Genomic DNA, 22138 nt, shown 5'->3' on the forward strand with positions numbered 1-22138 from the left:
TAGAGTACGAGGAGGGCAGAGATGGCCAAGCGCACAGGCGTTGACGAGCTCAAGTTGATCGGACTGCTCTGGCGCGGTTCGCCGACGAGCCCACGCAGCAGGATCAGCACCCGGAGCATCACGACCCTCGCTGTCGAACTGGCTGACAGAGAGGGGCTGGACGCGGTCACGATCCGCCGCTTGGCCGAGGAGGCCGGAGTCACCGCAATGGCGCTCTATCCGCACATCGGCGGACGGGCCGAACTCGTGGAACTCATGCTCGATCATGTTGCAGGCGCCACTTACGAGGCCGCATCGATCCCCGAGAGCACGGACTGGCGGTCCCGCATCACCGCGATCGCCGAAGCGAATTGGGCGAGCTGCCGAGCCCATCCCTGGATCACTGACCTGGCCACCGGCCGCCCCGTTCCGGGACCAGGGGCATCGACCAAATACGAGACGGAGCTGCGGGCTCTGGACGGGATCGGGCTGAGCGACATCGACATGGAGCACACCCTGACCGCCCTGCTCTCCCTCGTGCAGGGAACCGCCCGCGCCACGCTCGCGACCCAAGGCGCCAGGCAGCCGGGTGAAGACCAGGACGTCGACTGGTGGGCGAACATCGAGCCTGCTCTCACCACAGCCATTGGCGACCGGACCCGGTTCCCGACAGCCTCGCGGGTCTCTCGCACTCTGGGTGAGGAGACCGGTAAGGCCAACGATCCTGAAGGTGCCTACCGCCGTGGTGTCGGGCTGCTCATCGACGGCATCGCCCAACGGATCGACCAGTCAGGGGTTTGAAACCCAGACGAGGACTGCACTCGGTCCATAGCGAACCGAAGCAACCTCACCTCCCCCTTGAAGACACGCATGTTGCCCGAGCCGATCGCCCACCGCGACCGGTTCACCACCGCGGGAGCCGAGTTCGTCCAGCACCAGCCGACGTAGCTTGGCCCAGGCGCAGCCGGTGGTAGTCGCGAAGACGATCGCGGCCGGCACCTCGCGGTCGCCGTATCTGCGTCGGCCACCGCCTTGGGCCTGGTGGGTGCATGGGGCACCACCTGTCGGAACAGCTCCCACAGCCCGTCCGGTACCAGTCGCTCGACCATCGACATGGTGTCAGGTTACAGAGAATTCAAATGAGATGAGGTCTTAGCAGTATGAACGGTGGAATCCGATGGATCGGCGAGCACAGCACTCAGCGCCCGAGCAGGCGTGTCCCAGGAATGCTTGGCAGCATATCCCTCACTGCGGCCCGCGACATCGACACAGAAGATTTTCTCACCAGCCTCGGCGCGGAACCTCTCCAGCTCGATGAAGGCCACCTGTACAAGGACCTCCGCTCGGTGTCTCTCCCCGACGGAGTGAAAACCACGGAGGTCAGCTACGCCATGTACGGCACCTGTGGGGATTGGGTGTACGTGCTGGAGGACTGGGGCATGGCGACCTGGTACTTGCATCGTGTCGGTGGACCCTCGATGCCAGCACTGTCCGGGATGGAAACCATCTGCGTGAGTGACAATTCTGAGGACCCTCCCTCCTGCATCGCACACACCACCCCTGAAGGCCCCATTGTCACCGTGGAGTTCGGAGAGGATACCGGTCACGGATCAGAGCTGGATGTCGCGCTCCAAGAGACAGGAGCGATTTTCCCAACTACGCTGGACCTGCCATGGGACGAGGCGGCCTTGCATCAGGAACAGTATCTGGAAAAGCTCCCACCGGCAGTGTTCTCCGCCGTTGGTGACTACTGCGGTCTGTCCATTGACCGAGCTGACGTCGAAGCTGGACACCTCCCCCTAGCGGTCTTTTTTCCACTGTCCTGACTCCGCCCGACCAGAGCGAACAGACCGTGTCTGCCCAGAGCGGGCCTTCGACTACGGACGCCCCTTGACGAAGTACGCTGCTGCTTTCCAGGAATTCGATCTTTTTGGCCTGTTCGCGGTGGACCCGTTCGAGTTCCCTGAGGCGGACGCGTCCGCTCATGTCAAGTCCGGGTTCGTTTCGAGGGGCTCTTCTTCTCGGTGGCTCTCTACCCACAGACACTGGGTTTCGGCGTGGGTTCGATGTTCTCTGCACCTCCTTGGCCGGGGCCCGGACCGTGCAGGGCGGTAGGCCAGCCCGATCTACTGGACTGGCCTACCACCCCACCTATCTAGGAGTTACGGTAGGCAGCAGGTTCCTCAGATTCCTCAGATCCCGCTATTCCTGTTCAGGGGATTCATCAGGGGAGTCAATGGCCTTGCGCACGGCCATCAGGACCCCTATCGCGGTCTCCACAGCGAGCCCGGCAGTCAGCAGAGCCTCCACCCAAGAGCCACCTGTCGCGAGATCCAGAGCCCCCGCGATAACTCCAAACTTTACGCTTCCCAGCAATATTACAGCCGTCCGCGCGTCGATAATTGTCGCTCTCCATTCATGGAAATCTACTTCCATATATATCCCCGTGGCAGCTCCGCTGCCTGGGCGGCAAAGCCGCCCTAGACGACGTACAGATGTGGTGCTCCATGTGTGACGCGCACATCCTTCTGTATTAAGAGAACTCCCTGCCACCTATGCCAATGAGCTGGGGAAACGAAGTTAGCAATGAAGTGCCAGTGCTACGTTACTTATCAGTAAAGTAGTACTGGTACTGCGCAACTACCCTTGAAATGACGAGCCGACCAACGTGGCACCGGCACCACATTCGGGAGCATTGGGGGTGCGCTATCTGGTCTACAGTGGTCGCCACGGCCATCCCCACCCCTAGCTGGAATGAGGTCCGCGTGGACAAACACGCACGCCGGGCTCGCACCTCTGAAACCCCCGACACGACCTCCGCAGCCCCGACGGAGCAAGCGCTCAAGGTTGCCAGAGGCGACAGGATCCTCGTCGAGCGCAGACAACGGCCCGCGAACTATGATTTCGTCGGTGGGTCCTTCCAGCAGGTCAGCCGGTCCCTGTTCACGATCGTCAAGGAATTCGACCTCGGTCGCCGGGAGATCTTGATCCTGCTGCTCCTTGGTCTGGAGCAGGAGCGCGGCACTGGCCGGGTCCGCATGACCCAAAGCGAGATGGCCGAGAAACTGGAGATCCACCGCACCGACGTGTCGAATCTCCTGGGCAACCTGCGAGAGATCGGGCTGGTCATGCAGGTCAAGCGAGGGAATTACCAAGTGCACCCTCGAGTGTTTTTCGCCGGGTCCAGCGAGCAACAGGCCGAAGTTCTGGCGGATCTGCCCCCGGAGGAGCTCGCATTCGACGTACCTATGGACAGGGAGACGTAATGGAACCCGCCGAGGTCCTGCTCGCCACGTGGTCATCAACACCAACGCACTGCCCCTGAGACAGATCGCCCTCTCCGGGGTGGAGCTGCGCATCCTGCTGCGGCTGATGGCCTCCATGGACGCCGCTGGCATCGCCCATGCGGCCCGCGAGGACATCGCCACCGCTTTCGCCGTCGGCGACACCTACGTCAGCGAGACCACCACCAGCAGAAGCAAGGGCTTGCCTGGCACGAGGGCCACCAGCGCGTCCGCGTCAACCCCCACCGCGTGTGTGAATGCCCGGTGGGCGACCTCATCGGCGGGGCCCGCTGCGTCGGCGAGGGGCTGCCTGCTCCCGGCCCCTGTCCTTCAGGGAGGCTGTGTTCTTCGGCGAGAGGGTCTACCCCGAGCAGGGTCCACCGGAGCTCGCGGCGGGGTTTGCGGTGGCTGCGCGGACAGCGCGACCTGCACGGCAGCGGGCGCTCCGGACAGGGGCGGAGCCGGTGCGGGACAGGCGGCGGAACAGGACGTGAATCGTTGCGCGCTCAGCCCGCGTGAGGTGCGCCCTGCCCCAACGCGTGCTCCACCCGCAGCCGTTGGTGTGGTGCATCTCCAGCCCCGCTACCTCCTCGGGGATGAACCAGCCCACCTGGCGGGACTCCTCACTGACCGCGAGCCCTCCCCCGACGACCCGGGCACGGAAGCACACGTTGAACTGGCGGCGCACTTCCCCGCCGCTGTAGGCGATCACGTGCCGGGCATCGGTATAGGTGCCCACCAAACCGGTCACCTCGACCTCGTAACCGGTCTCCTCACGCGCCTCTCGCGCAGCCGCCTGCGGCAGGCTCTCGGTCATCTCCATGCCCCCGCCCGGCATCGCCCACAACCCGTTGTCCGCCCGTTGTTGCAACAGCAGACGCCCCTGCTCGTCGAGGACGGCCGCGGTGGCCGCGACCACCACACTGTTGGGAACGGGCGCATCCGGATCGTCGTAGTACTCGGTACGGGCCACGAGCTCATGCACTCCTCGGGGGGGGTGGGGTTGCGCTGCACGGCCTCCATACTGGCGGAAGCACGCCTCGCACAGCACCCGCGATCCCTGTTTCCACGGCGGCGGGCCGGCCCGCCGGCCCCGGTAGCAACCCGTGCTCGGCGAGGTGACTCAGCGGTCGGGCCAGAATGTTGCACCATCCGGTGCCGTACCGGACGGCGAATCCGCTCCACGGGCGCTTCCGGACTAGGTTGAGGGGATGAGCCAGAGGGAGCGCATCTATTCCGTTCTGGTCGAGCGCAACCAGGACACCGAGCAGGAGCTGCCCGAGGGCGTGCGGCACAACATCGCACGCAACGGTCTGCGCCTGGTCTCGGCCAGTGCCCTGCAGGCCTCCGGCGACCAGACGGTCAACGCCTCGACCGTCCTGCCGTGGCTGTTCCACGCCCTGGGTGTGCCGGCGGCTCTGGTCGGTGTGCTCGTTCCCGTGCGCGAGTCCGGGTCGATGCTGCCCCAGGCGTTGCTGACCCCGCTGATCCTGCGTGCCCGGCAGCGCAAATGGGTCTTCGTCCTCGGCTCTCTGGTCCAGGCCCTGGCGGTGGCGGTGATGGCGGGGACCGCCGCGCTCGGGCACGGGGTTGCCGCCGGGGTGGCCATCATGGCCGCTCTGGCGGTCTTCTCCTTGGGCCGGTGCCTGTGTTCGATCTCGACCAAGGATGTGCAGGGCCGCACCGTCCCGGGCGGGGAGCGGGGCCAGATCAACGGGTTGGCCACCACCGCCTCGGGCCTGGTGGCGATCACCTTGGGCCTGGGGATCCGCTTCTTCGGCGGGCAGGAACTGGAAGCGGGCCGGCTCGCCTGGGTGTTGGCCGCCGGTGCCGTGCTGTGGGTGGCGGTCGCGTGGGTCTACGCCGGCGTACGGGAACCGTCCGGTTCCGGGGACGGGCCGACACCGGGCTCGGCGGGCACAGCAGGAGGGGCCAGCCAGGACGGCGGGACCTCCGACAGGGATTCGGGAGAGCAGCAGGGGTGGTTCGGCCGGACCTACCGGATGCTGCGCGAGGACCGCACCTTCCGGCACTTCGTCGCCGTGCGCAGTTTCCTCCTGGTCTCGGCGCTGAGCCCACCGTTCGTGGTCACCCTGTCCACCCAGTACGGCACCAGCGGCCTGGGTGGGCTGGGCGGATACATCATCGCCTCCGGTGTGGCCGCGCTGCTGGGTGGACGTGTCTTCGGCCGGCTCGCGGACAGGTCGAGCCGGACACTGATGAGCGTGGGAGCGGGGTTCGCCTCGGTCGTGACGCTCGCGCTGGTGCTGGTGGTGTCCTTGCCCGGTTTCACCGGCGATGCGGGGTGGAGCTCCGGGCTGTTCATCGCCTGCTATTTCCTGCTGACCCTGACGCACATCGGGGTGCGGGTGGGCCGCAAGACCTACGTCGTGGACATGGCCGAAGGCGACCGGCGGACCACCTACGTCGCGGTGTCCAACTCGGCGCTGGGGATCGTCCTGCTCGTGGTCGGCGGGATCAGTTCGCTGCTGGCTCTTGTCGGTGTGGTGTGGGCACTGGTGTTCCTGAGCCTTCTGGGGCTGCTCGGGGTGGTGACCGGGAGCCGGCTGCCCGAGGTCTCCCGGGGATAGGCCACCACCGCCGCCGACCGGTCCGGTCCACGGCTCAGGAATCGCGGCCGGAGCCCCAAGGGGTGGTCGGCTGGAGCACGGCCTCGCTCAGGGCCTGAGAACGCAGCCGGCTGATCTTTTGGTACTCGGGGTCGGCAACCATGCGGCTGAACGTCTTCCTGTCGGGGTAACGAACGATCAGCACCGCGTCCCAGTCCTGGCCGTCCTCGCCGACCAGGGGCGTGGCCCCGTCACCGGCGTAGAGCAGTTCCGCTCCGTACTTGCGCAGGAAACCGGCGGCCTCGCGCGAGTACTCCTCGTAGGAGGGGCGGCCCCCGGGAGCGAACCGCACCAGGTTGAGCATGACGACGGGACCGCCCGGGTCCTCTTCCAGCATCTGCGCCAGAGCCGTGCCTGTGGGGTCGACTGCCATGGTGGCCTCCTGTGCCGTCGGGGGTGCGCGAGCGTGGGCGCATGACGCCCACCAGGATAACCAACCGGTCGGTATGTCACGTTGGCGGGTACACCGCCCCCGAGGCCCGGCCGAGCATCGCTCTCCCCTTCCGCGGTCAAAAAACGGCCCGGAAGTGGTCACGGAAGGGAGAGCAGTGCCCCCCTGGCGGGGAACCCCGGCCGGGCTACGCTCGACGCTCCGACGAACACCACCCACCTTGCCCCCGTCCATGGCCCCTCCCCTGAACAGATCCGGGCCATGGGCGAACCGCCCCGGAGCCGAGTCGGCATACACGCTCCTCCCCCGTCTTGCCCCACCCGGGCCTGTTCGGAGCGCGGTTCCCGTATCGTCTCCAGGTGAACCGGACCCCGGCTCGGCCCGTCCTCCTCCGTGACAGCGGCCCCTGACCCCCGATTCGCTAGGACACCCCCACCCGTGCCCCGACTCGCGCTCCACCTGGATTTTCTGAAGGAATACCCCGACCTCGAAAAGCCCGTACGCCAACGGGTGGGAGAGGTCTTCACCAAGTTCGGGCAGGCCACCCACACGGGCCTGCACCTGGAGAAGATCTCCGGAGCACGCGACGACCGTTTCCGCACGATCCGCATCGACCAGTTCTGGCGCGGCGTCGTCCTCGCCCCGGCCAAGGGCGGCGACACCTACACCCTGCTCAAGGTGTTGCCGCACGACGACGCCTACGACTGGGCCAAGGGCCGCAAGGCCTCGGTGAACATGGCCACCGGCGGGATCGAGATCCGCGACATGGCCGCCTTGGACGCCAGTCTTCCGCACATGGAGCGGATGGCGCAGAGCGCACCGATCCGGCTCCTGGGCCATGTGAACGATGCCGACATGGCCCGGTTGGGGGTCGACGAGCAGACACTGACCTTCGCGCGCACCCTCACCGACGCCTTCCAGCTGGAGGCGGCACGCGGGCTGCTGCCCCCGGCCCAGTGGGAGGTGCTGTACGGGCTGAGCGCCGGGATGAGCCCGGAGGAGGTCTGGTCCGAGATGGGCGCGGTGATCGTCCAGGAGCAGATCGACCCCGAGGACCTGGACGCGGCGGTGCGGCGCAGCTCGGACCGGGTCGCCCTGGTGGAGGGCCCCGAGGAGCTGATGGCCGCCCTGGAGCACCCCTTCGACCTGTGGCGGATCTACCTGCACCCGACCCAGCGTGCGGTGGTGGAGGCCTCCTACCGGGGGCCGGCGCGGGTCAGCGGCGGCCCGGGCACCGGCAAGACCGTGGTGGCGATGCACCGCGCCCACCGGTTGGCGCTGCGGGAGCGGGGCCCGGTACTGCTGACCACGTTCACCTCGACCCTGGCCGAGTCGTTGGAGCAGAACCTGGCCCTGCTCGCGGAGACCACCGGAGCGGCCCAGGCCACCGAGCGGGTGCGGGTGGAGCACGTGGACCGGTTGGCCCACCGGGTGTTCCGGGAGGAACACGGAAGGCCGCAGCTGCTCACCCCGGCCCGGGAGAAGGAGCTGTGGCAGCGCATCGTCGCCGAGTTGGAGGCGGACCTGTCGCCCGCGTTCCTGTCCGAGGAGTGGCGCCAGGTGGTGCTGGCCCAGCGCGTGGGGTCGGCCGCGGAGTACCTGCAGGTCAAGCGCGCCGGCCGGGGTCGGGGGCTCGGCCCCGCGCAGAAGGCGGTGGTATGGCAAGCGATGTGGCAGTTCCGGAAGGAACTGTCCGCGCAGCAGCTGTGGACCCATGAGACGGTGTGCGAGGAGGCGGCCCGGCTGCTCGCCGAACGCCCCGACGCCGACAAACCGTTCCGGCACGTGGTGGTGGACGAGGCCCAGGACCTGCACGCCGGGCAGTGGCGTCTGCTGCGGGCCTGCGTGCCGGAGGGCGCCGACGACCTGTTCATCGCCGGGGACACCCACCAGCGCATCTACGGCCCCAAGATCACCCTCGGCGAGGTCGGGGTGAACGTGCGCGGCCGCGCCTCGAAGCTGCGGCTCAACTACCGCACCACCGGTGAGATCCTCGGTTGGAGCCTGGAGCTGATGCACGCCCAGGCGGTGCAGGACCTGGACGGTGTGCAGGACTCCCTGGCCGGGTGCCGTTCGGAGATGCACGGGCAGGAGCCCGCGGTGAAGGGTTTCGCCACCTGGGAGGCGGAACTGGGCCACCTGAAGGAGACGGTCCGGGGCTGGCTCGGGGCCGGGGTGCTGCCCGCCGAGATCGGGGTGACGGCGCGTTCCAACAGAGCCGTGGACCAGGCGCTGCTCGCCTTGGAGGAGGCCCAGGTCCGGGCCACTGCGCTGGCGCGTACGCCGGCCGAGGGCAGTTCCGGGGTCTCGGTCGGCACGATGCACCGCATGAAGGGGTTGGAGTTTCGCTGCCTGGCCGTGGTGGGTGCCGGAAAGGACCAGCTGCCCGCACCCCGCAGTATCACCCCGCACGAAGAGGATCCCGGTGCGCACGTGCGCGATCTGCTGCGTGAACGCAGTCTTCTGTTCGTGGCGTGCACGCGTGCCCGTGAGCAGCTGAGTGTGAGCTGGCACCAGGAGCCCAGCCCGTTCCTGGAAGCGCTGCTGCTCCGGTCCTGAACCCCGGGTCCTTCCCCGAAAACCCCATCGAACGGAGGTAACCCCCGACCATGGCGAAACTGTCCCAACTCCTCGATCGGATCGATTCCGGCACGATCCTGCTCCCGGAGTTCCAGCGCGGATACGTGTGGAACCGCGACCAGGTGCGCGGGCTGATGCGGTCCATGTATCTGGAGCATCCGGTCGGCAGCCTGCTGCTGTGGGAGACCTCCGATGCCGACCTGTCGGCGCGGGGCAGCACCTCGGCCAACGGCACCTATTTGATGCTGTTGGACGGCCAGCAGCGCATCACTTCGCTGTACGGGGTCGTCAAGGGACATCCTCCCGGGTTCTTCGAGGGTGATCCCAAGGCGTTCACCGACCTGTACTTCAACGTGGCGGACGAGGAGTTCGCCTTCTACGCGCGCAACCGGATGTCGCAGGACCCGCGGTGGGTGAACGTCACCGAGCTGTTCAACTCCAACGTCTTCCACTTCCTCGCCCCGCTCGCCGACCTGTACGGGCAGGAGCAGGCCGCTGTCTACCTGGAGCGGCTCAACCGGCTGAGCCAGATCGTCGAGCGCGAGTTCCACCAGGAGAAGATCACCGGCGCGGACAAGGACGTCGAGGAGGTCGTGGAGATCTTCAACCGGGTCAACTCGGGCGGCACCAAGCTGTCCAAGGGTGACCTGGCGTTGGCCAAGGTGTGTGCGCAGTGGCCCGATGCACGCCGTGTGATGCGTGAGTCCATCGATCGCTGGGCCGGGCGCGGATACCAGTTCACCCTGGACTGGCTGTTGCGGGCGACGACGGCGGTGGCGACCGGCCGTTCCCAGTTCGAGCAGCTGGGCAAGGTGGGGCCCGAGGAGTTCCGCTCCGCTCTGGAGCGCGCGGCCGTCCACACCGACACGTTCCTGGAAGCGGTCTCGGGCCGGTTGGGTCTGGACCACGACCGGGTCCTGAAGAGCCGCTCCTCCCTCACCATGGCGGTACGCCTGCTGGAGCTCAACGGTGGCCGGTTCGACGACCGGGCCCACCGCGACAAGGTCCTGTACTGGTACCTGCACTCGGCCCTGTGGGGGCGCTACGCCGGCCCCACCGAGACCACCCTGCAGAAGGACTTCGACACGGCGGCGCACAGCGGGGTCGACGGGCTGATCACGGCGCTGGAACGCTCCCGACGCGGTTCCCTCAACATCCGCCCGCACGACTTCGAAGGAACCCAGGGTTCCCGGTTCTATCCGCTGCTGTATCTGCTGATGCGTTCGGGCAGGGCCCGGGACCTGGGGACCGGCCGGGAGTTGAGCACGGCGGCGCTGGAGTCGGGCAGCCGGCTGGAGCGGCACATGCTGTTCCCGACCGCTCTGCTGCGCGGGAGCGACGACAAGGCCGACGCGATCGCCAACTTCTGTTTCCTGGCCGAGGACAACGAGCTGGAGGTGGGCACCCTCGCCCCGCACGAGTTCCTGGACCGGGCCGAGGCCGCCCACCCCGGGGTGCTCGCCTCTCAGTGGATCCCCGCCGACCCGGAACTGTGGAAGGCCGGGCGCTACCGCGAGTTCCTGGCCACACGCCGCGAGATGCTGGCCGAGGCCGCGCAGAGCTTCCTGGACGGGTTGCTCGAGGGGACCCTCGACGACGAGCAGGAGCTGCAGCCGCTCACCGTGGTCGCGCAGGAGGCCGGCGACCCGCGCAGTGAACAGATCCGTGCCTTGGTCGAGCAGCTGCGGGAGGACGGGTTCGCCGAGCCGGAACTGGACACGGCCATCAGCGACCCCCGCCACGGAGGGGTGATCGCCGAAGCGGAGGCGTTCTGGCCCGATGGGCTCCAACACGGGCTGGGCAAACCCGTGGTGCTGGAGCTGGACCCGGAACAGGCCGACCTGCCACGGCTGCAGGAGCTGGGGCACGAGGTGTTCACCTCGGTGGAGGCCCTGGCGGGGTTCGTGGACCGGATCGGGCGAGAGGCCGCCGGTGAGGAGGTCCTCCACTCGGTGCAGGAGGACGGGCAGGAGAGGGCATCGGACTCCGCCCCGGACACGGCGGACTTCCACAGGGCGATGGTCTCGCTCCACGAGCGGGCCAAGACCGAGGCGGGTTACACGCCCTCGCACTTCATCGGCATGATCTCCGAGCTGGGGGCACTGGAGACCGCACGCAAACTGCTCCACGCCCCGGCGGTCTCGGACGGGTTCTCCAACCTGTGGGAGCGGGGCCGGTTGGACCTGACGGTGGAGGCGCTGGTCCTGCGCCCGGAGTTCTCCTCGCTGTTCACCGACGAGGAACTGGACCGGGCGCGGGGCCGCCTGGACCAGTTCGGGTACCGGGTCACGGAGGGTTAGGACGCCGGTGGGGGCGTGTCCGGGGGCTGCCCGGCCTGCGTGGTGTGCGGGGTGTGGTCCCCCAGCGCATGCGGCGGGACCGCGGAACCGGGACGGCTCGGTGTTCTCGCCGGGGGCGGGGCGCGCGGCGGCGCGCCCCGCCGCGGACGCGGACCGGATCCGGTACGGGGTGTAGCGGCCGGAGGCGCGGGGCGTCCCGGCGCGCTCAGGACCTCCTGGCGGCGGGGACGGAACCCGCGGGCTCGGTCCACTTCCCGGTCGCCAGGAAGTCCCCCAGCGTCTTGGTGTAGGGGCCCAGGTCGTGCCCGAGGGTCTGCTTGACCCACGCGTCGTCGTAGTAGTTGTGCATGTACCGCTCGCCCCGGTCGCACATGAGCATGACCACGCTGCCCTGCTTGCCGTCGGCGAGCATCTCGGCGACGATCCGCAGCGCGCCCCACAGGTTGGTGCCGGTGGAGGGGCCGGCGCGGTGGCCCAGGCGCGACAGGAGCAGGCGCATGGCCGCGATGGAGGCGGCGTCGGGCACCGAGATCATCCGGTCCACGACCGCGGGCATGAACGAGGGTTCGACCGTGGGGCGGCCGATCCCCTCGATCCGGGACGCTTTGCCCTGGGTCCAGGTGGAGGGGTCCGGCCACCGGCTCTTGGGGCGGCCCTGATTGGCCACCCAGTTGGGGAAGAACGCCGAGTTCTGCGGGTCGACGACGCACACGCGGGTGTCGCGGCGGCTGAAGCGGATGTGGCGTCCGATGGTGGCGCTCGTGCCTCCGGTGCCGGCGCCGATCACCATCCATTCGGGTTCGGGGTGGCGTTCCTCGGCGATCTGCCGGAAGACCGTCGCCGCCACGTTGTGGTCGTCGCGGTAGTCGTAGGCGCGTTCGGCGTAGGTGAACTGGTCCATGAAGTGGCCCGTGGGTTCGGCCTCGGCCAAGCGGGCGGCGGCCTTCTCGATGTCGCCGTCGGCCCCGGGGTCCTTGACCTCTCCCCCGTAGGACTTGATGAGTTCCACTTTCTCCCGGCTGGTGCTCCTGGGCACCACGGCCGTGAACTTCAGATCCAGCAGTTGCGCGAAGTAGGCCTCGGAGACCGCGGTGGAGCCGCTGGAGGCCTCGAAGACGTGGGTGTCCGGTTTGAGCCATCCGGTGCACAGGGCGTGCAGGTACAGGGCCCGGGCCATGCGGTGTTTGAGGCTGCCGGAAGGGTGGACGGACTCGTCCTTGACGTAGAGGTCGATGCCCCAGTCCACGGGGAGCGGGAAGTTGAAGACGTGGGTGTCCGCCGACCGTGTGGCGTCGGCGTGCAGCAGCCGGACGGCCTCTTTCACCCAGGCCCGTTCACGACCGTTGTGGTGGTCGACGATCCGGGTCGTGGGGGTGACCGTGTCCTGTTCGTTCTGTGTCGTGGCCATGGGCCGGGGCTACCCCCGCAGCGGCACCGGAGATCGCTCTCGGGACGGAGTCCCTGGCCGAGCGCCTGTTTCCACCCTGTTTCTGGGTCTTGGCCCCCGGCGGCAGGGCGGGTTTCGGCCCCTCCGCTTCACCGGCTCGGGAGGGACCGTCGCGGTTTCCGGTGCGGGGTTCGGTGTACCGGCCGAGCAGGGGTCACGGCCGGACCGGGGGTCAGCTCGCGGGCTGGTCGTCGACCAGGACGTCGAACTCCACGTCGGAGCCCTCGACCGAGGTCGTGGTGACGGTCACGCCGTAGGTCTGGCCGTCCGCGGTGAGTTCGCAGCGGATGGAGGAGTCGACCTCGGCGGGCAGGTCCTCGGAGCAGGTGAGGTCGTCGGGGGCGCGGCCGACCTGTTGCTCCAGTTCCAGGGCCGCCTGCTCGGCGACGTCCTCGCTGGCGACCGCGGCGGGGCCGCCGATGCTGAAGTCGAACGAGCACCCGGTGGCGAGGAGCACCGCCACCGCCCCCAGGGACGCTCCTGCAACGACTCGGCCCTGTTTCACCTGCGACATGTCTGACCTCCTTGTTGGTCTGTGTTGTGCCACGTGGTGGGACGCAGAGGACGGGGTTCGGGTTCCCGGGACGGCATCACGCATCGGACATGGGGCGGGAAGGGCCGTTGGCCGCAGGAACCTGCTGAGGCAGGAGCGCCGGGGCCGTCGCCGACGCTGTCGGCGGCAGGCCCCCGCCCCGGCCGTTCCGGGGGACGGGTGCAGCGGCCGTTCCCACGCCCGCCCCGGGCTCAGGGCGCCACGCCCGAGCGCTGGTACAGGTCGCCGGTAGGCCTCGGCGTTGCGGACCCAGGTGCGGGTGGCCAGGACCTGTTCCCGGGCGGCCTTGGTCTGCTGCCGGCGCAGTTCGGGATCCTCGGCGAGCGCGGCGGGGTCCTCGGGCGGTACCAGGGTTCCGGCGCGGCCCACGTGCAGGGCGACGGTGGCGTTCTTGTGGTCGCTGGCGGCGTGCAGGACGGCGGGACGCAGGCGGTGGGCCAGGGCGGTGACGTCGGTGACGGCGGCGTCGGCGCGTTCGGGCAGGTCGGTGAGGGGGCGAGCGTTCTCGGGCATCCGGTGCCCGTTCTCGCCGGATGGGCCAGGGCGTGGAGCATGCCAGGACCGTGCTTGGCCGCGGTCGCTACGCCGGAACGCGCTGCGCAGAATCTGCGGGCATCCCGACTCGGCCCCGGCGAAGGTGCACGGGTCCGGAACTGGGCCACCACAAAGAACAAACCTGCCCGACCACGTGAAGGGCCGGGCAGATCCAGTACCGCATCAGCCGAGGTTCACCCCGTCGCGACGGGCACACCCCGGCTGACACGGCCTCAGCGCACCATCGTCATACTCGCCGACCTCAGCGCTCACCGGTTCCGGCACACCACCGGGAACCGGCTCGCAGTAGCTCTACGAAATCTTCCGCGTGCCATGCGGCACGTCCGACGAAGAGCCCATCGACGTCTTCCAGGGCGAGCAGGTCGGGCATGTTGTCCAACGTCACGGAGCCCCCGTAGAGCAAACCCGCCACGACGCCCCCGTACTCGCTCCGCAACGCGGCGAACGGCCCCGCCAATTCTTCTCCCCGTGCCGGGCGGCCGAGTGCCCCGATGGCCCAACGAGGCTCGTAGGCGATGAGCACCTGGGCCAGTTCCTGTCTCTGCAGACCGGCCAAGGCTCCGCGGGCTTGGGCCAGGATGTAGGAGCAGGTATGGCCACGGTCGCGGGTCTCAGCGGGCTCGCCGATGCACAGCAGGGGCACCAGCCCGTGCCGCAGCGCCGACTCGACCTTGAAGCGAGTGGTCTCGACGGTCTCATGGAAATGCGTCCGGCGCTCGGAATGGCCGATTTCGACCATCGTCGCGCCCGCATCCTTGACTTGCGGCATCGAGACCTCGCCCGTCCAGGCACCGCTGTCCTGCCAGTGCGCGTTCTGCGCGCCGACTCGAAAGCCTCCGACGGTGTTGGCCCACCGGCCGAGTCGTTCGGCGACCGTGGCAATCGCCGTATGGGAAGGGATCACGAAGGCTTCGACACCCCGGGTCAGACCGGCGTCGTCCTCGACGGCGGCGGCGACCGTGTCCGCGTATTCTCCGGCCTCTGCCAGAGTCTTGTTCATCTTCCAGCTCGTGCCGATCCACAGCTTCGACTTCTGCATTATTTCGTGCCGCGGAAATGCTCTGCGAGGGTTTCCATGAGCACGGCGAAGGAGGTCGCCCCGGGGTCCGGTGTGCCACGCGACTTCTCACCCAGCGCACGGGACCGCCCCAGTCGCGCTGTGAGGTCGGAGGTCTCCTCAGCAGCAGCTTTCGCCGCAACCGCTGCAGCAGAAGTTGCGGTGGCCAGGTCACCCGGCGTTTTCCATTCGTACTCGAGCGCCGTGGCGAAGGGCAGCGCCGCATCGATCATGGTTTTGTCCCCCGGTGTGGCACCGCCTACGCGGTGCACCGCCTGCACGCCGTCCAACAACGCTCGGACCGTGGTGTCCTCGTCCTCGCCACCGTGGTCGCCCAGCGCGCCTCCGGCGGCGGTGAGTGCGGCGGCCCAGAGCGCCCCGGACGTGCCACCGGCCGACTCGGACCATGCCGTGCCCGCGTGCACAAGGAGTGTGCACGCACCTGCCCCGCGATCCAGGGCCCGACGGCCGGCTCGCACCGCCCCGCCGGAGCCGACCACCATGGCGTGGCCGTGGTCTCCGTCGCCGGCGATCGCGTCGATGCGCCCCCAGTCTTCCTCGTGTTGCCTGCAGCGGCATTCGAAGAGTTCGAGGACTTCCTGGACCTTTGCGGCGAGCGCTCGGGAATCAGCTGAGGCCGGCGGAACCTCTTCTTCGCCCGGCGTGTAGATCTCGGTCCGTCGGGGAGCGTCCCACGACTGCTCGAGCCCCTTCGGGAGACCGCGCCGGAAGGCGGGCGTGTCCGCGGGGGCGAGCCAGTACTGTTCGAGCTCGTCGTCGAGGAACACGAGAGTCAAGGACAACCCCGCCATGTCCAAGCTGGTGACGAACTCGCCGACCTCGGGCCGGACCGGTGTCAGTCCCGACTCCTCGAGCCGCTCGGCGAGCCGGGCGTAGACGACGAAGAGTTCTTCGTACTTGACCCTGCCCAGGCCGTTCAGCACGACGGCGACGCGGCCGGAGTGGGCCTCGGGCGCTTCCGCGATGACCCCGTCGAAGAGCAGGTCGGCCACCTCGGAGGCGGTGCCCATGGGAAGGTCCTTGATCCCGGGCTCTCCGTGGATACCGAGCCCCACCCCCATCGTGCCGGCGCCCACACCGAAGAGCGCATCGTCGGCTCCTGGCAGCGTGCATCCATCGAACGCCGCGCCCAGGGATCTGGTTGCGTCGTTGGCCTTCCAGGCGATCCGCTCCGCCTCGCCGAGGTCTGCCCCGGCTTCGATGGCCGCCCCTGCGATTTTGAAGACCGGCAGGTCCCCGGCGATGCCGCGCCGTTCCCGGTGCTTTTCGGGCGGGTTGGAGGCGATGTCGTCGCTCACCGCGACGATACGGACGTCGATGCCCTCAGCACGGAGCTTCTCCGCGGCACTACCGAAATGCAGGACGTCCCCGGCATAGTTGCCGAAGCCGAGGATCACGCCGCCGCCGTTCTCCGCGTTGCGGGCAACGGAGTAGACCTGTGATGCCGAGGGGGAGGAGAAGATGTTGCCGCAGGGGGCGCCATGGGCCATACCCGGGCCCACCCATCCGGCGAACGCCGGGTAGTGCCCTGACCCCCCGCCGACCACCAGTGCAGGCTGCCCGGCCGGGGTTCGGCGGGAGCGGACCACACCGCCGTGTACGGCCGTGGCGTACTGATGATTGGCCATGGCGAAAGCTTGGACGGCTTCGTGGGAGAAGTCTGCCGGCGAGTTGAGAAGGAAGGTCATGACAGTCCTTGGGGGTTGCACGAGTCATGCTCGGTCGACTTGGCGGGGACAAAAACTGCGGCTGGTGCGCATAACCTTTCAGCCGGGCCCGCAGGGGTCAACACCTGGGCCGACAATATTTCTCTCAGGTGCAGCTTCCTGTTTGTTCAAAATCGATGAGGGCCTGAACCTTCTCGGCCGACGCGCTCGAAGAATCGAATTCGTGGGTCAGCCATTCTCGGACCAGCTTGCGGGCGAGCTCCATTCCGATCACCCGTTGGCCGATGCACAGGACCTGGGCATTGTTCGACAGGACGGAACGCTCTACCGAATAGGCATCGTGCGCGGTCACGGCACGGACGCCCTCGACCTTGTTCGCGGACATCGCGACGCCGAGGCCGGTGCCGCAGATCAGTAGCGCGCGATCCGCTTCACCTGCGGCTACCAGCTGGGCGGCTGCAACGGCGATGGACGGGTAAGCTTCGGTCCCCTCCGCACCGACACCCACGTCGCGCACCGAAGACACGCGTTCATGATCTTTGAGTTCCTCTTTGAGGAACTCTTTGTACTGAAATCCCGCATCGTCCGACCCGACCACTACACTGAAACGTTTCCCCATAGCGGTTTCTCCTTGTCGTGAAGAACGAAGATGCCGATTCTCAGCACCGTCTTCAGCTTGGTCCAGCGGCGAACAGATGTCAAGGACACATGTTCTGCGCCTGCTCGGCCGGGGCACGGCCACCGCCAGGAGCGGGCCGGAGGGGCGCCACCAGGCTTGCGGCGACAGCAACGGGCACCGCAACGTCCTGCCCATCCGGCACCGCGCAACCCCCTGATCAGCCGGGACACCGCGAGCGCCCCAAGATGATGAACGAATGTGCTTGACACGTGTTCTGAGCATTCTAGGATGGTGGCCCGTGACCTGCATCACCACGACCAGCGGCTCGGAGTCCCCCTCCACCGCAGCCGGCATGAGGAGCCAACGATGACCACCACTCCCACGGCCTCGTCCGAGGCAGCCTCGGAGCAGATGCTCCCGTCCGAGATGCGAGCCGTCGTAGTTCATGGACCGGGCGATTACAGGATCGAGCAGCGCCCCGTCCCGACACCGGGCGCGGGGGAACTGGTGCTGCGAACGGACGCCGTCGGTGTGTGCGCTTCCGATCTGAAGTGCTACCACGGGGCCGAGAAGTTCTGGGGCGGCGAGCACAAGCCGGCTTGGGCCGAGAAGAACCGCATCCCGGGCCATGAGTTCGTGGGCACAGTGGTCGCCGCCGGCGAAGGCGCCCTCGCCTCACGCGGCGTCGAGCTGGGCGACCGGCTCGCGTGTGAGCAGATCGTGCCCTGCGGCGAGTGCTTCTACTGTGGCCGCGGGATCTACTGGATGTGCGAAACCCACGACATGTTCGGGTTCAAGGGTTTCGACGGAGCGATGGCGGAATACGTTCTCGTTCCGTCCCGTGCGCTGACCCATCCGGTCTCGTCCGCCTTGCCCGGGCACATGGCAGCTTTCGCTGAGCCGCTCTCGTGTGCGATGCACGCGGTGGAACGGGCGAATCTACAGTTCGAGGACACCGTCGTCATTGCCGGCGCCGGACCGATCGGGCTCTCCGCCATCGCAGGGGCGCGGCAGAAGAACCCACTGCGCATCATCGCTCTGGACATGGTCGACACCAAACTCGAGCTCGCCCGGGACTGCGGTGCCGACCTGACGATCAACATCGCGACCGAAGACCCTGTCACCCGTGTCAAAGAACTGACCGGTGGCTACGGCGCCGATGTCTATATCGAGGCCACCGGGCACCCCTCGGCGGTGGCCCAAGGGATCAACCTGTTGCGCAAGCTCGGCCGCTTCGTCGAGTACTCCGTGTTCAAGGAGAAGGTCTCGGTCGACTGGTCGATCATCTCCGACGACAAGGAGCTCGATGTGCTCGGTGCTCACCTCGGTCCGCACTGCTGGCCCTCGGCGATCAAGCTGATCGAAGCCGGCGCGCTGCCCTTGGAACGCGTGTGCACCCACCAGTTCCCCCTCGAGCGTTTTCAGGATGCACTGGACGCCGTCGCCGACTCCTCCGGAGAGTCCGTCAAAGTTTCGATCCTGCCCAACGGTCCCGTCCCGGCGGGCACGGCCAACAACCTCGTCGGTGGTGGATCGGCATGAGCGATACCTCCGAAGCACCAGCACCCGCCCAGCAGGAAGCGGAGCACAACGGCGAGGCCGCGTCCGGGGCAAACACACGGCCGCGTTCCTCGGGCCCGCGACGAGGGACCTCGCGCACGCAGCGCCGCCTGGTCATCGGCGGGCTCTTGGCGGTCCTGGTGGTCGCGATGCTGGCGAACACCCGGTTCCTCACCCCGGCGGAGGTCGAAGCGCTGACCTCTGATGGTTTCGACCCGGCGGCCACGGCCGAGGAACTCTTCGCTCAGGTGCAGAACGACCTTCTCGCCGACCCCGCCGAGCTCGGCGACGTAGCCACGGCGCTCGCGGACGACCCGGATGCGGCTGTCGATGAATTCGACGGGTTGCAGCCGAGCGAGGAGACCAGCGCCTTCGCCGTGACGGCGACAGGCGTGGTCGAGGAAGCGAACGACGAAAACTTGACACTCGACATCGAAGACGTTGATACCGGGCAAACCATCACGGTACCGCTGGGTAACGCCCTCGACGGGAACCTTGTGCGTGACCTCAGCGGGTACAGGTTCGGCGATGCTCCGGGGCAGACCGAGCACCAGCAGGTCGGCACCGAAGTGAGCGGGCTGATGTTGGCGAACGTGGAGGAGGCGCTCGGTTCCGACCCCGAGCAGGCGCAGGGGCAGCAGATCAGCGTCGAAGGTGTCCTCAGCTACGCCGGCACGGGTGCTGATACGGCCTCGCAGCGCCCGCTCATCATCCAGCCGCTGGACGTCGGGACCGACTCATGAGCGCCGCTGTACCGAGCTCGCCCGCGGCCGGGCAGCCCACGCACCATGAAGCCACCGGTTCGGACGGTGTCGTTCTGCGCGCAGTCGACATCAGCAAGACCTACGGGGTCACGCGCGCCCTCAAGGGCGTCAACTTCGACGTCAGCGCTGGAAAGGTCACCGCCCTCTTCGGTGAGAACGGCGCCGGGAAATCAACATTGATGAAGATTCTCTCCGGTGTTGAGCAGCCGACAGCCGGGCACCTCGAACTCGATGGAGAAAGAGTCGAGATCTCCTCTACCACGGAGGCTGTCGACAAGGGCATTGCAATCATCCACCAGGAACTGAACTTGAACGCGAACCTCAAGGTCAGTGACAACATCTTCCTGGGGCGCGAGATTGCGTCGGTGCGCGGAATCCACTACGCCGAACAGTCCCTGGCGACACGGGATTTGATGAAGCGCCTCGAGGAGCCGATATCGCCCGACGCTTTCGTGCAGGATTTGCGCGTAGGACAGCAGCAAATCGTAGAGATCGCGAGGGCCCTGTCCACCGATGCGCGCATCCTCATCATGGACGAACCCACCTCGGCGCTCAGCTCAGCTGAGGTCCAGGTGCTGTTCAAGATCATCCGAGAGCTGCAGCGGCAGGGGGTAGCCATCGTGTATATCTCCCACCACCTCGAGGAAGCTCTCGAGATCGCCGACCATGCTGTGGTGTTCCGTGACGGAGAGCTCGTGGCGGCCGAGAGGGCTTCCGCCATCGATCTGGGCTGGGTCGTGCGCAAGATGGTGGGCCGTGAAGCGGACTACGACTTCCGTGACGAAGCTCGTGAGCACGGGGACGTCGTGCTCTCCGTCCAGGACGTGACGGTCGCTGACACGGTGAGCGGCAAGTTCCCGGTCGACCATGTCTCGCTGGACGTGAAAGAGGGAGAGATCGTCTGCCTCTTCGGGCTGATGGGCGCCGGAAGAACCGAGTTGATGGAAGCGCTCTCCGGACGGGATGAACTAGCGGGCGGGCGAGTACTGCTCGCAGGCCACGACCTCGCAGGGTTGAACGTCGCTGACCGCATCGACCTCGGCATGGGGCTTGTGCCTGAGGACCGCCAGCGCGACGGGATCATCCAAATGCAGACCGTCGGTAAGAACATGTCGCTTGCGAGTCTGAGCTCCTGGGTTCGGCGCGGATTCATGGCCGTACGTGGCGAGAACCGAGACATCAAATCCCAGATGACGAAGCTCGGGGTCAAGGCTGAGGGCCCGGAGGCACCGATCACGTCCCTTTCCGGAGGAAATGCTCAAAAGGTCGTCATCGGAAAGATGCTGGCGTCCCAGCCACAAGTTTTGCTGCTGGACGACCCGACACGCGGCGTCGACGTCGGGGCGAAAGGTGAGATCTTCTCACTGCTGTTCTCTCAAGCCGAGGAAGGGCTCGCGGTCCTCTTCGTCACCTCCGATGTCGGCGAAGCGCTGAACGCCTCACACCGCATCGTCGTCATGGGCCGCGGTCAGGTGGTCACGGAGTTCGACCCGCGCCACGTCACACGCGAAGAAGTGATGGCGGCGGCCGAAGGAAACGGCGGTCCACCAGCAGCGTCGACCACGGAAGAAGAAGAGAGGGAACCGCGATGAGCGGCGCGGCCACGCAGGAAAAATCATCGGGCTCCAAGATCAACCTCGGCGCCTTCTTCATCGAGGCCCGCGCTCTGGTTGCGCTGGCGATCATCATCGTGATCTTCGCGTCGATGAGCGACACCTACCTCTCGGCCGGCAACCTCATGACGGTCGCCAAAGATGTCGCGTTCAACGCCATCATCGCCCTCGGGATGCTGATGGTGATCCTCCACTCGGGCATCGATCTTTCCGTCGGTTCCACGGTCGGGCTCACCGGTGCCGTGGCCGGCACCCTGTTCCAGGGGGTTCATCTACCCCTCACCGATGCGGTCATGTATCCGTCGACCTGGGTGATCGTCGTGATCGCCGTCGCCGTCGGGATGCTCGTCGGCTGGGTCAACGGTTTGTTGATCGCCCGGCTGAACCTTGCTCCATTCATCGTCACGCTGGGTATGTTGTACGTCGGCAGAGGCCTGACCCAAGTACTGCTCGACGGCACCAACATCACCAATGAGCTCCGGGGCCAAGAGGAACTGGGCAATACGGGCTTCTTCGATGTCTTCGCCAGCAGCCCTCTCGGTGTGCCGATCTCCGCATGGGTGATGGTCGCGGTGGCGATCGCCTTCTCCATCGTTCTGACACGCACCCCCTTCGGGCGCTGGCTGTACGCCATCGGAAGCAACGAGCGTGCCGCAGCGCTCTCCGGCGTGCCCGTCAACCAGGTCAAGACCAGGGTGTACGTGCTCACCGGACTGTGCGCGGGGATCGTCGGGATCCTGCAGATCGCGAACATCCGTTCGTCGACGGCGGACCTCGGAGAGTTCTACGAGCTGAACGCCATCGCGGCAGTGGTCATCGGTGGCGCGGCCCTCTCAGGCGGCCGAGGAACGGTGCGCGGCACCATTATCGGTGCCTTCGTCATCGGTTTCTTGACCAACGGACTCGTGATTGTCGGTGTCTCCCCCTTCTGGCAGACGGTCATCACCGGTGCGGTCATCATCCTGGCTGTCGCTGTCGACCAGATTCAGCAGATTCTGCAACGCCGACAGGCACAGGCGCGTGCCGTCGCCGAAGCCAAGCGCGAATCAGGAAAGGCCCTCGTCGGCCCCGGAGGCTATGAAGACCCGCCCCCGGAACAGACATGACGATTACCCCCG

Annotated in this window: 16 protein-coding genes and 2 pseudogenes; 10 read left to right on the forward strand and 8 right to left on the reverse strand. The window is 67.3% G+C overall.

Going from position 1 to position 22138, the window contains the following annotated elements; translation table 11 throughout:
* The first annotated feature begins 21 nt into the window (after positions 1-21).
* Positions 22-780: a TetR/AcrR family transcriptional regulator gene (locus tag D456_RS0103560; RefSeq protein WP_017574781.1), complete on the forward strand. Its 759-nt coding sequence runs from the start codon at positions 22-24 to the stop codon at positions 778-780.
* 53 nt (positions 781-833) lie between these two features.
* On the opposite strand, the pseudogene D456_RS27205 reads toward D456_RS0103560, so the two are convergent.
* Positions 834-1094, reverse strand: a pseudogene (locus D456_RS27205) (transposase); the annotation flags it as partial.
* Between the two features lie 45 nt (positions 1095-1139).
* Between D456_RS27205 and D456_RS0103570 the strand changes: the two are divergent.
* Positions 1140-1805 (forward strand): hypothetical protein, encoded by a 666-nt coding sequence (locus tag D456_RS0103570; protein WP_239643763.1) that lies wholly within the window; start codon positions 1140-1142, stop codon positions 1803-1805.
* 939 nt (positions 1806-2744) lie between these two features.
* Positions 2745-3245, forward strand: a complete 501-nt coding sequence (locus tag D456_RS0103575; protein ID WP_017574784.1) for a helix-turn-helix domain-containing protein — start codon at positions 2745-2747, stop codon at positions 3243-3245.
* Positions 3246-3769: 524 nt separating this feature from the next.
* On the opposite strand, the pseudogene D456_RS23590 reads toward D456_RS0103575, so the two are convergent.
* A pseudogene (locus D456_RS23590) lies at positions 3770-4236 on the reverse strand (NUDIX domain-containing protein).
* Positions 4237-4474: 238 nt separating this feature from the next.
* On the opposite strand from D456_RS23590, the gene D456_RS0103590 reads away from it, so the two are divergent.
* Positions 4475-5854 carry an MFS transporter gene (locus tag D456_RS0103590; protein WP_017574785.1) on the forward strand — a complete coding sequence of 460 codons (1380 nt, stop codon included), beginning with the start codon at positions 4475-4477 and terminating at the stop codon, positions 5852-5854.
* A 34-nt stretch (positions 5855-5888) separates the two neighbouring features.
* On the opposite strand, the gene D456_RS0103595 is transcribed toward D456_RS0103590, so the two are convergent.
* Positions 5889-6266, reverse strand: a complete 378-nt coding sequence (locus tag D456_RS0103595; RefSeq protein WP_017574786.1) for a DUF1330 domain-containing protein — start codon at positions 6264-6266, stop codon at positions 5889-5891.
* A gap of 456 nt (positions 6267-6722) precedes the next feature.
* Between D456_RS0103595 and D456_RS0103600 the strand changes: the two genes are divergently transcribed.
* Both D456_RS0103600 and D456_RS0103605 read left to right on the forward strand, forming a co-directional pair.
* Positions 6723-8843 carry a UvrD-helicase domain-containing protein gene (locus D456_RS0103600; protein ID WP_026115538.1) on the forward strand — a complete coding sequence of 707 codons (2121 nt, stop codon included), beginning with the start codon at positions 6723-6725 and terminating at the stop codon, positions 8841-8843.
* Positions 8844-8893: 50 nt separating this feature from the next.
* Complete coding sequence (locus tag D456_RS0103605) at positions 8894-11164, forward strand: GmrSD restriction endonuclease domain-containing protein (RefSeq protein ID WP_017574788.1); 2271 nt, start codon at positions 8894-8896, stop codon at positions 11162-11164.
* Positions 11165-11369: 205 nt separating this feature from the next.
* On the opposite strand, the gene D456_RS0103610 is transcribed toward D456_RS0103605, so the two are convergent.
* The 5 genes from D456_RS0103610 to D456_RS0103630 form a co-directional block, all read right to left on the reverse strand.
* Complete coding sequence (locus tag D456_RS0103610) at positions 11370-12572, reverse strand: PLP-dependent cysteine synthase family protein (RefSeq protein ID WP_017574789.1); 1203 nt, start codon at positions 12570-12572, stop codon at positions 11370-11372.
* Positions 12573-12783: 211 nt separating this feature from the next.
* On the reverse strand, positions 12784-13677 hold the full coding sequence (locus D456_RS27405; protein WP_017574790.1) for a DUF4333 domain-containing protein: 894 nt from the start codon (positions 13675-13677) through the stop codon (positions 12784-12786).
* A 283-nt stretch (positions 13678-13960) separates the two neighbouring features.
* Positions 13961-14758, reverse strand: coding sequence for a triose-phosphate isomerase (locus tag D456_RS0103620; RefSeq protein WP_017574791.1), 798 nt, complete (start codon positions 14756-14758; stop codon positions 13961-13963).
* Positions 14758-16485, reverse strand: a complete 1728-nt coding sequence (locus D456_RS0103625; RefSeq protein WP_017574792.1) for a dihydroxyacetone kinase family protein — start codon at positions 16483-16485, stop codon at positions 14758-14760. Before D456_RS0103625 ends, D456_RS0103620 begins: the two co-directional genes overlap by 1 nt.
* Positions 16486-16609: 124 nt before the next feature.
* Positions 16610-17083: a ribose-5-phosphate isomerase gene (locus D456_RS0103630; protein WP_017574793.1), complete on the reverse strand. Its 474-nt coding sequence runs from the start codon at positions 17081-17083 to the stop codon at positions 16610-16612.
* 366 nt (positions 17084-17449) lie between these two features.
* Here D456_RS0103630 and D456_RS0103635 point away from each other — a divergent pair, with 366 nt between their 5' ends.
* The 4 genes from D456_RS0103635 to D456_RS23595 are packed head-to-tail and all read left to right on the forward strand — an operon-like array spanning position 17450 to position 22126.
* Positions 17450-18625: an erythritol/L-threitol dehydrogenase gene (locus D456_RS0103635; RefSeq protein WP_017574794.1), complete on the forward strand. Its 1176-nt coding sequence runs from the start codon at positions 17450-17452 to the stop codon at positions 18623-18625.
* Positions 18622-19386, forward strand: a complete 765-nt coding sequence (locus D456_RS0103640) for a DUF2291 family protein (RefSeq protein WP_017574795.1) — start codon at positions 18622-18624, stop codon at positions 19384-19386. The genes D456_RS0103635 and D456_RS0103640 overlap by 4 nt, the downstream gene beginning before the upstream one ends.
* A complete protein-coding gene (locus tag D456_RS0103645; RefSeq protein WP_017574796.1) occupies positions 19383-20999 on the forward strand; it encodes a sugar ABC transporter ATP-binding protein in 1617 nt (538 codons plus the stop codon). Before D456_RS0103640 ends, D456_RS0103645 begins: the two co-directional genes overlap by 4 nt.
* The gene (locus D456_RS23595; RefSeq protein WP_017574797.1) at positions 20996-22126 is read left to right on the forward strand and encodes an ABC transporter permease; all 1131 of its coding nucleotides are present in this window, start codon (positions 20996-20998) and stop codon (positions 22124-22126) included. Before D456_RS0103645 ends, D456_RS23595 begins: the two co-directional genes overlap by 4 nt.
* The last annotated feature ends 12 nt before the right edge of the window (positions 22127-22138 follow it).

The organism is Nocardiopsis kunsanensis DSM 44524, assembly GCF_000340965.1.
In the GTDB taxonomy this organism is placed as follows: Bacteria; Actinomycetota; Actinomycetes; order Streptosporangiales; family Streptosporangiaceae; genus Nocardiopsis; species Nocardiopsis kunsanensis.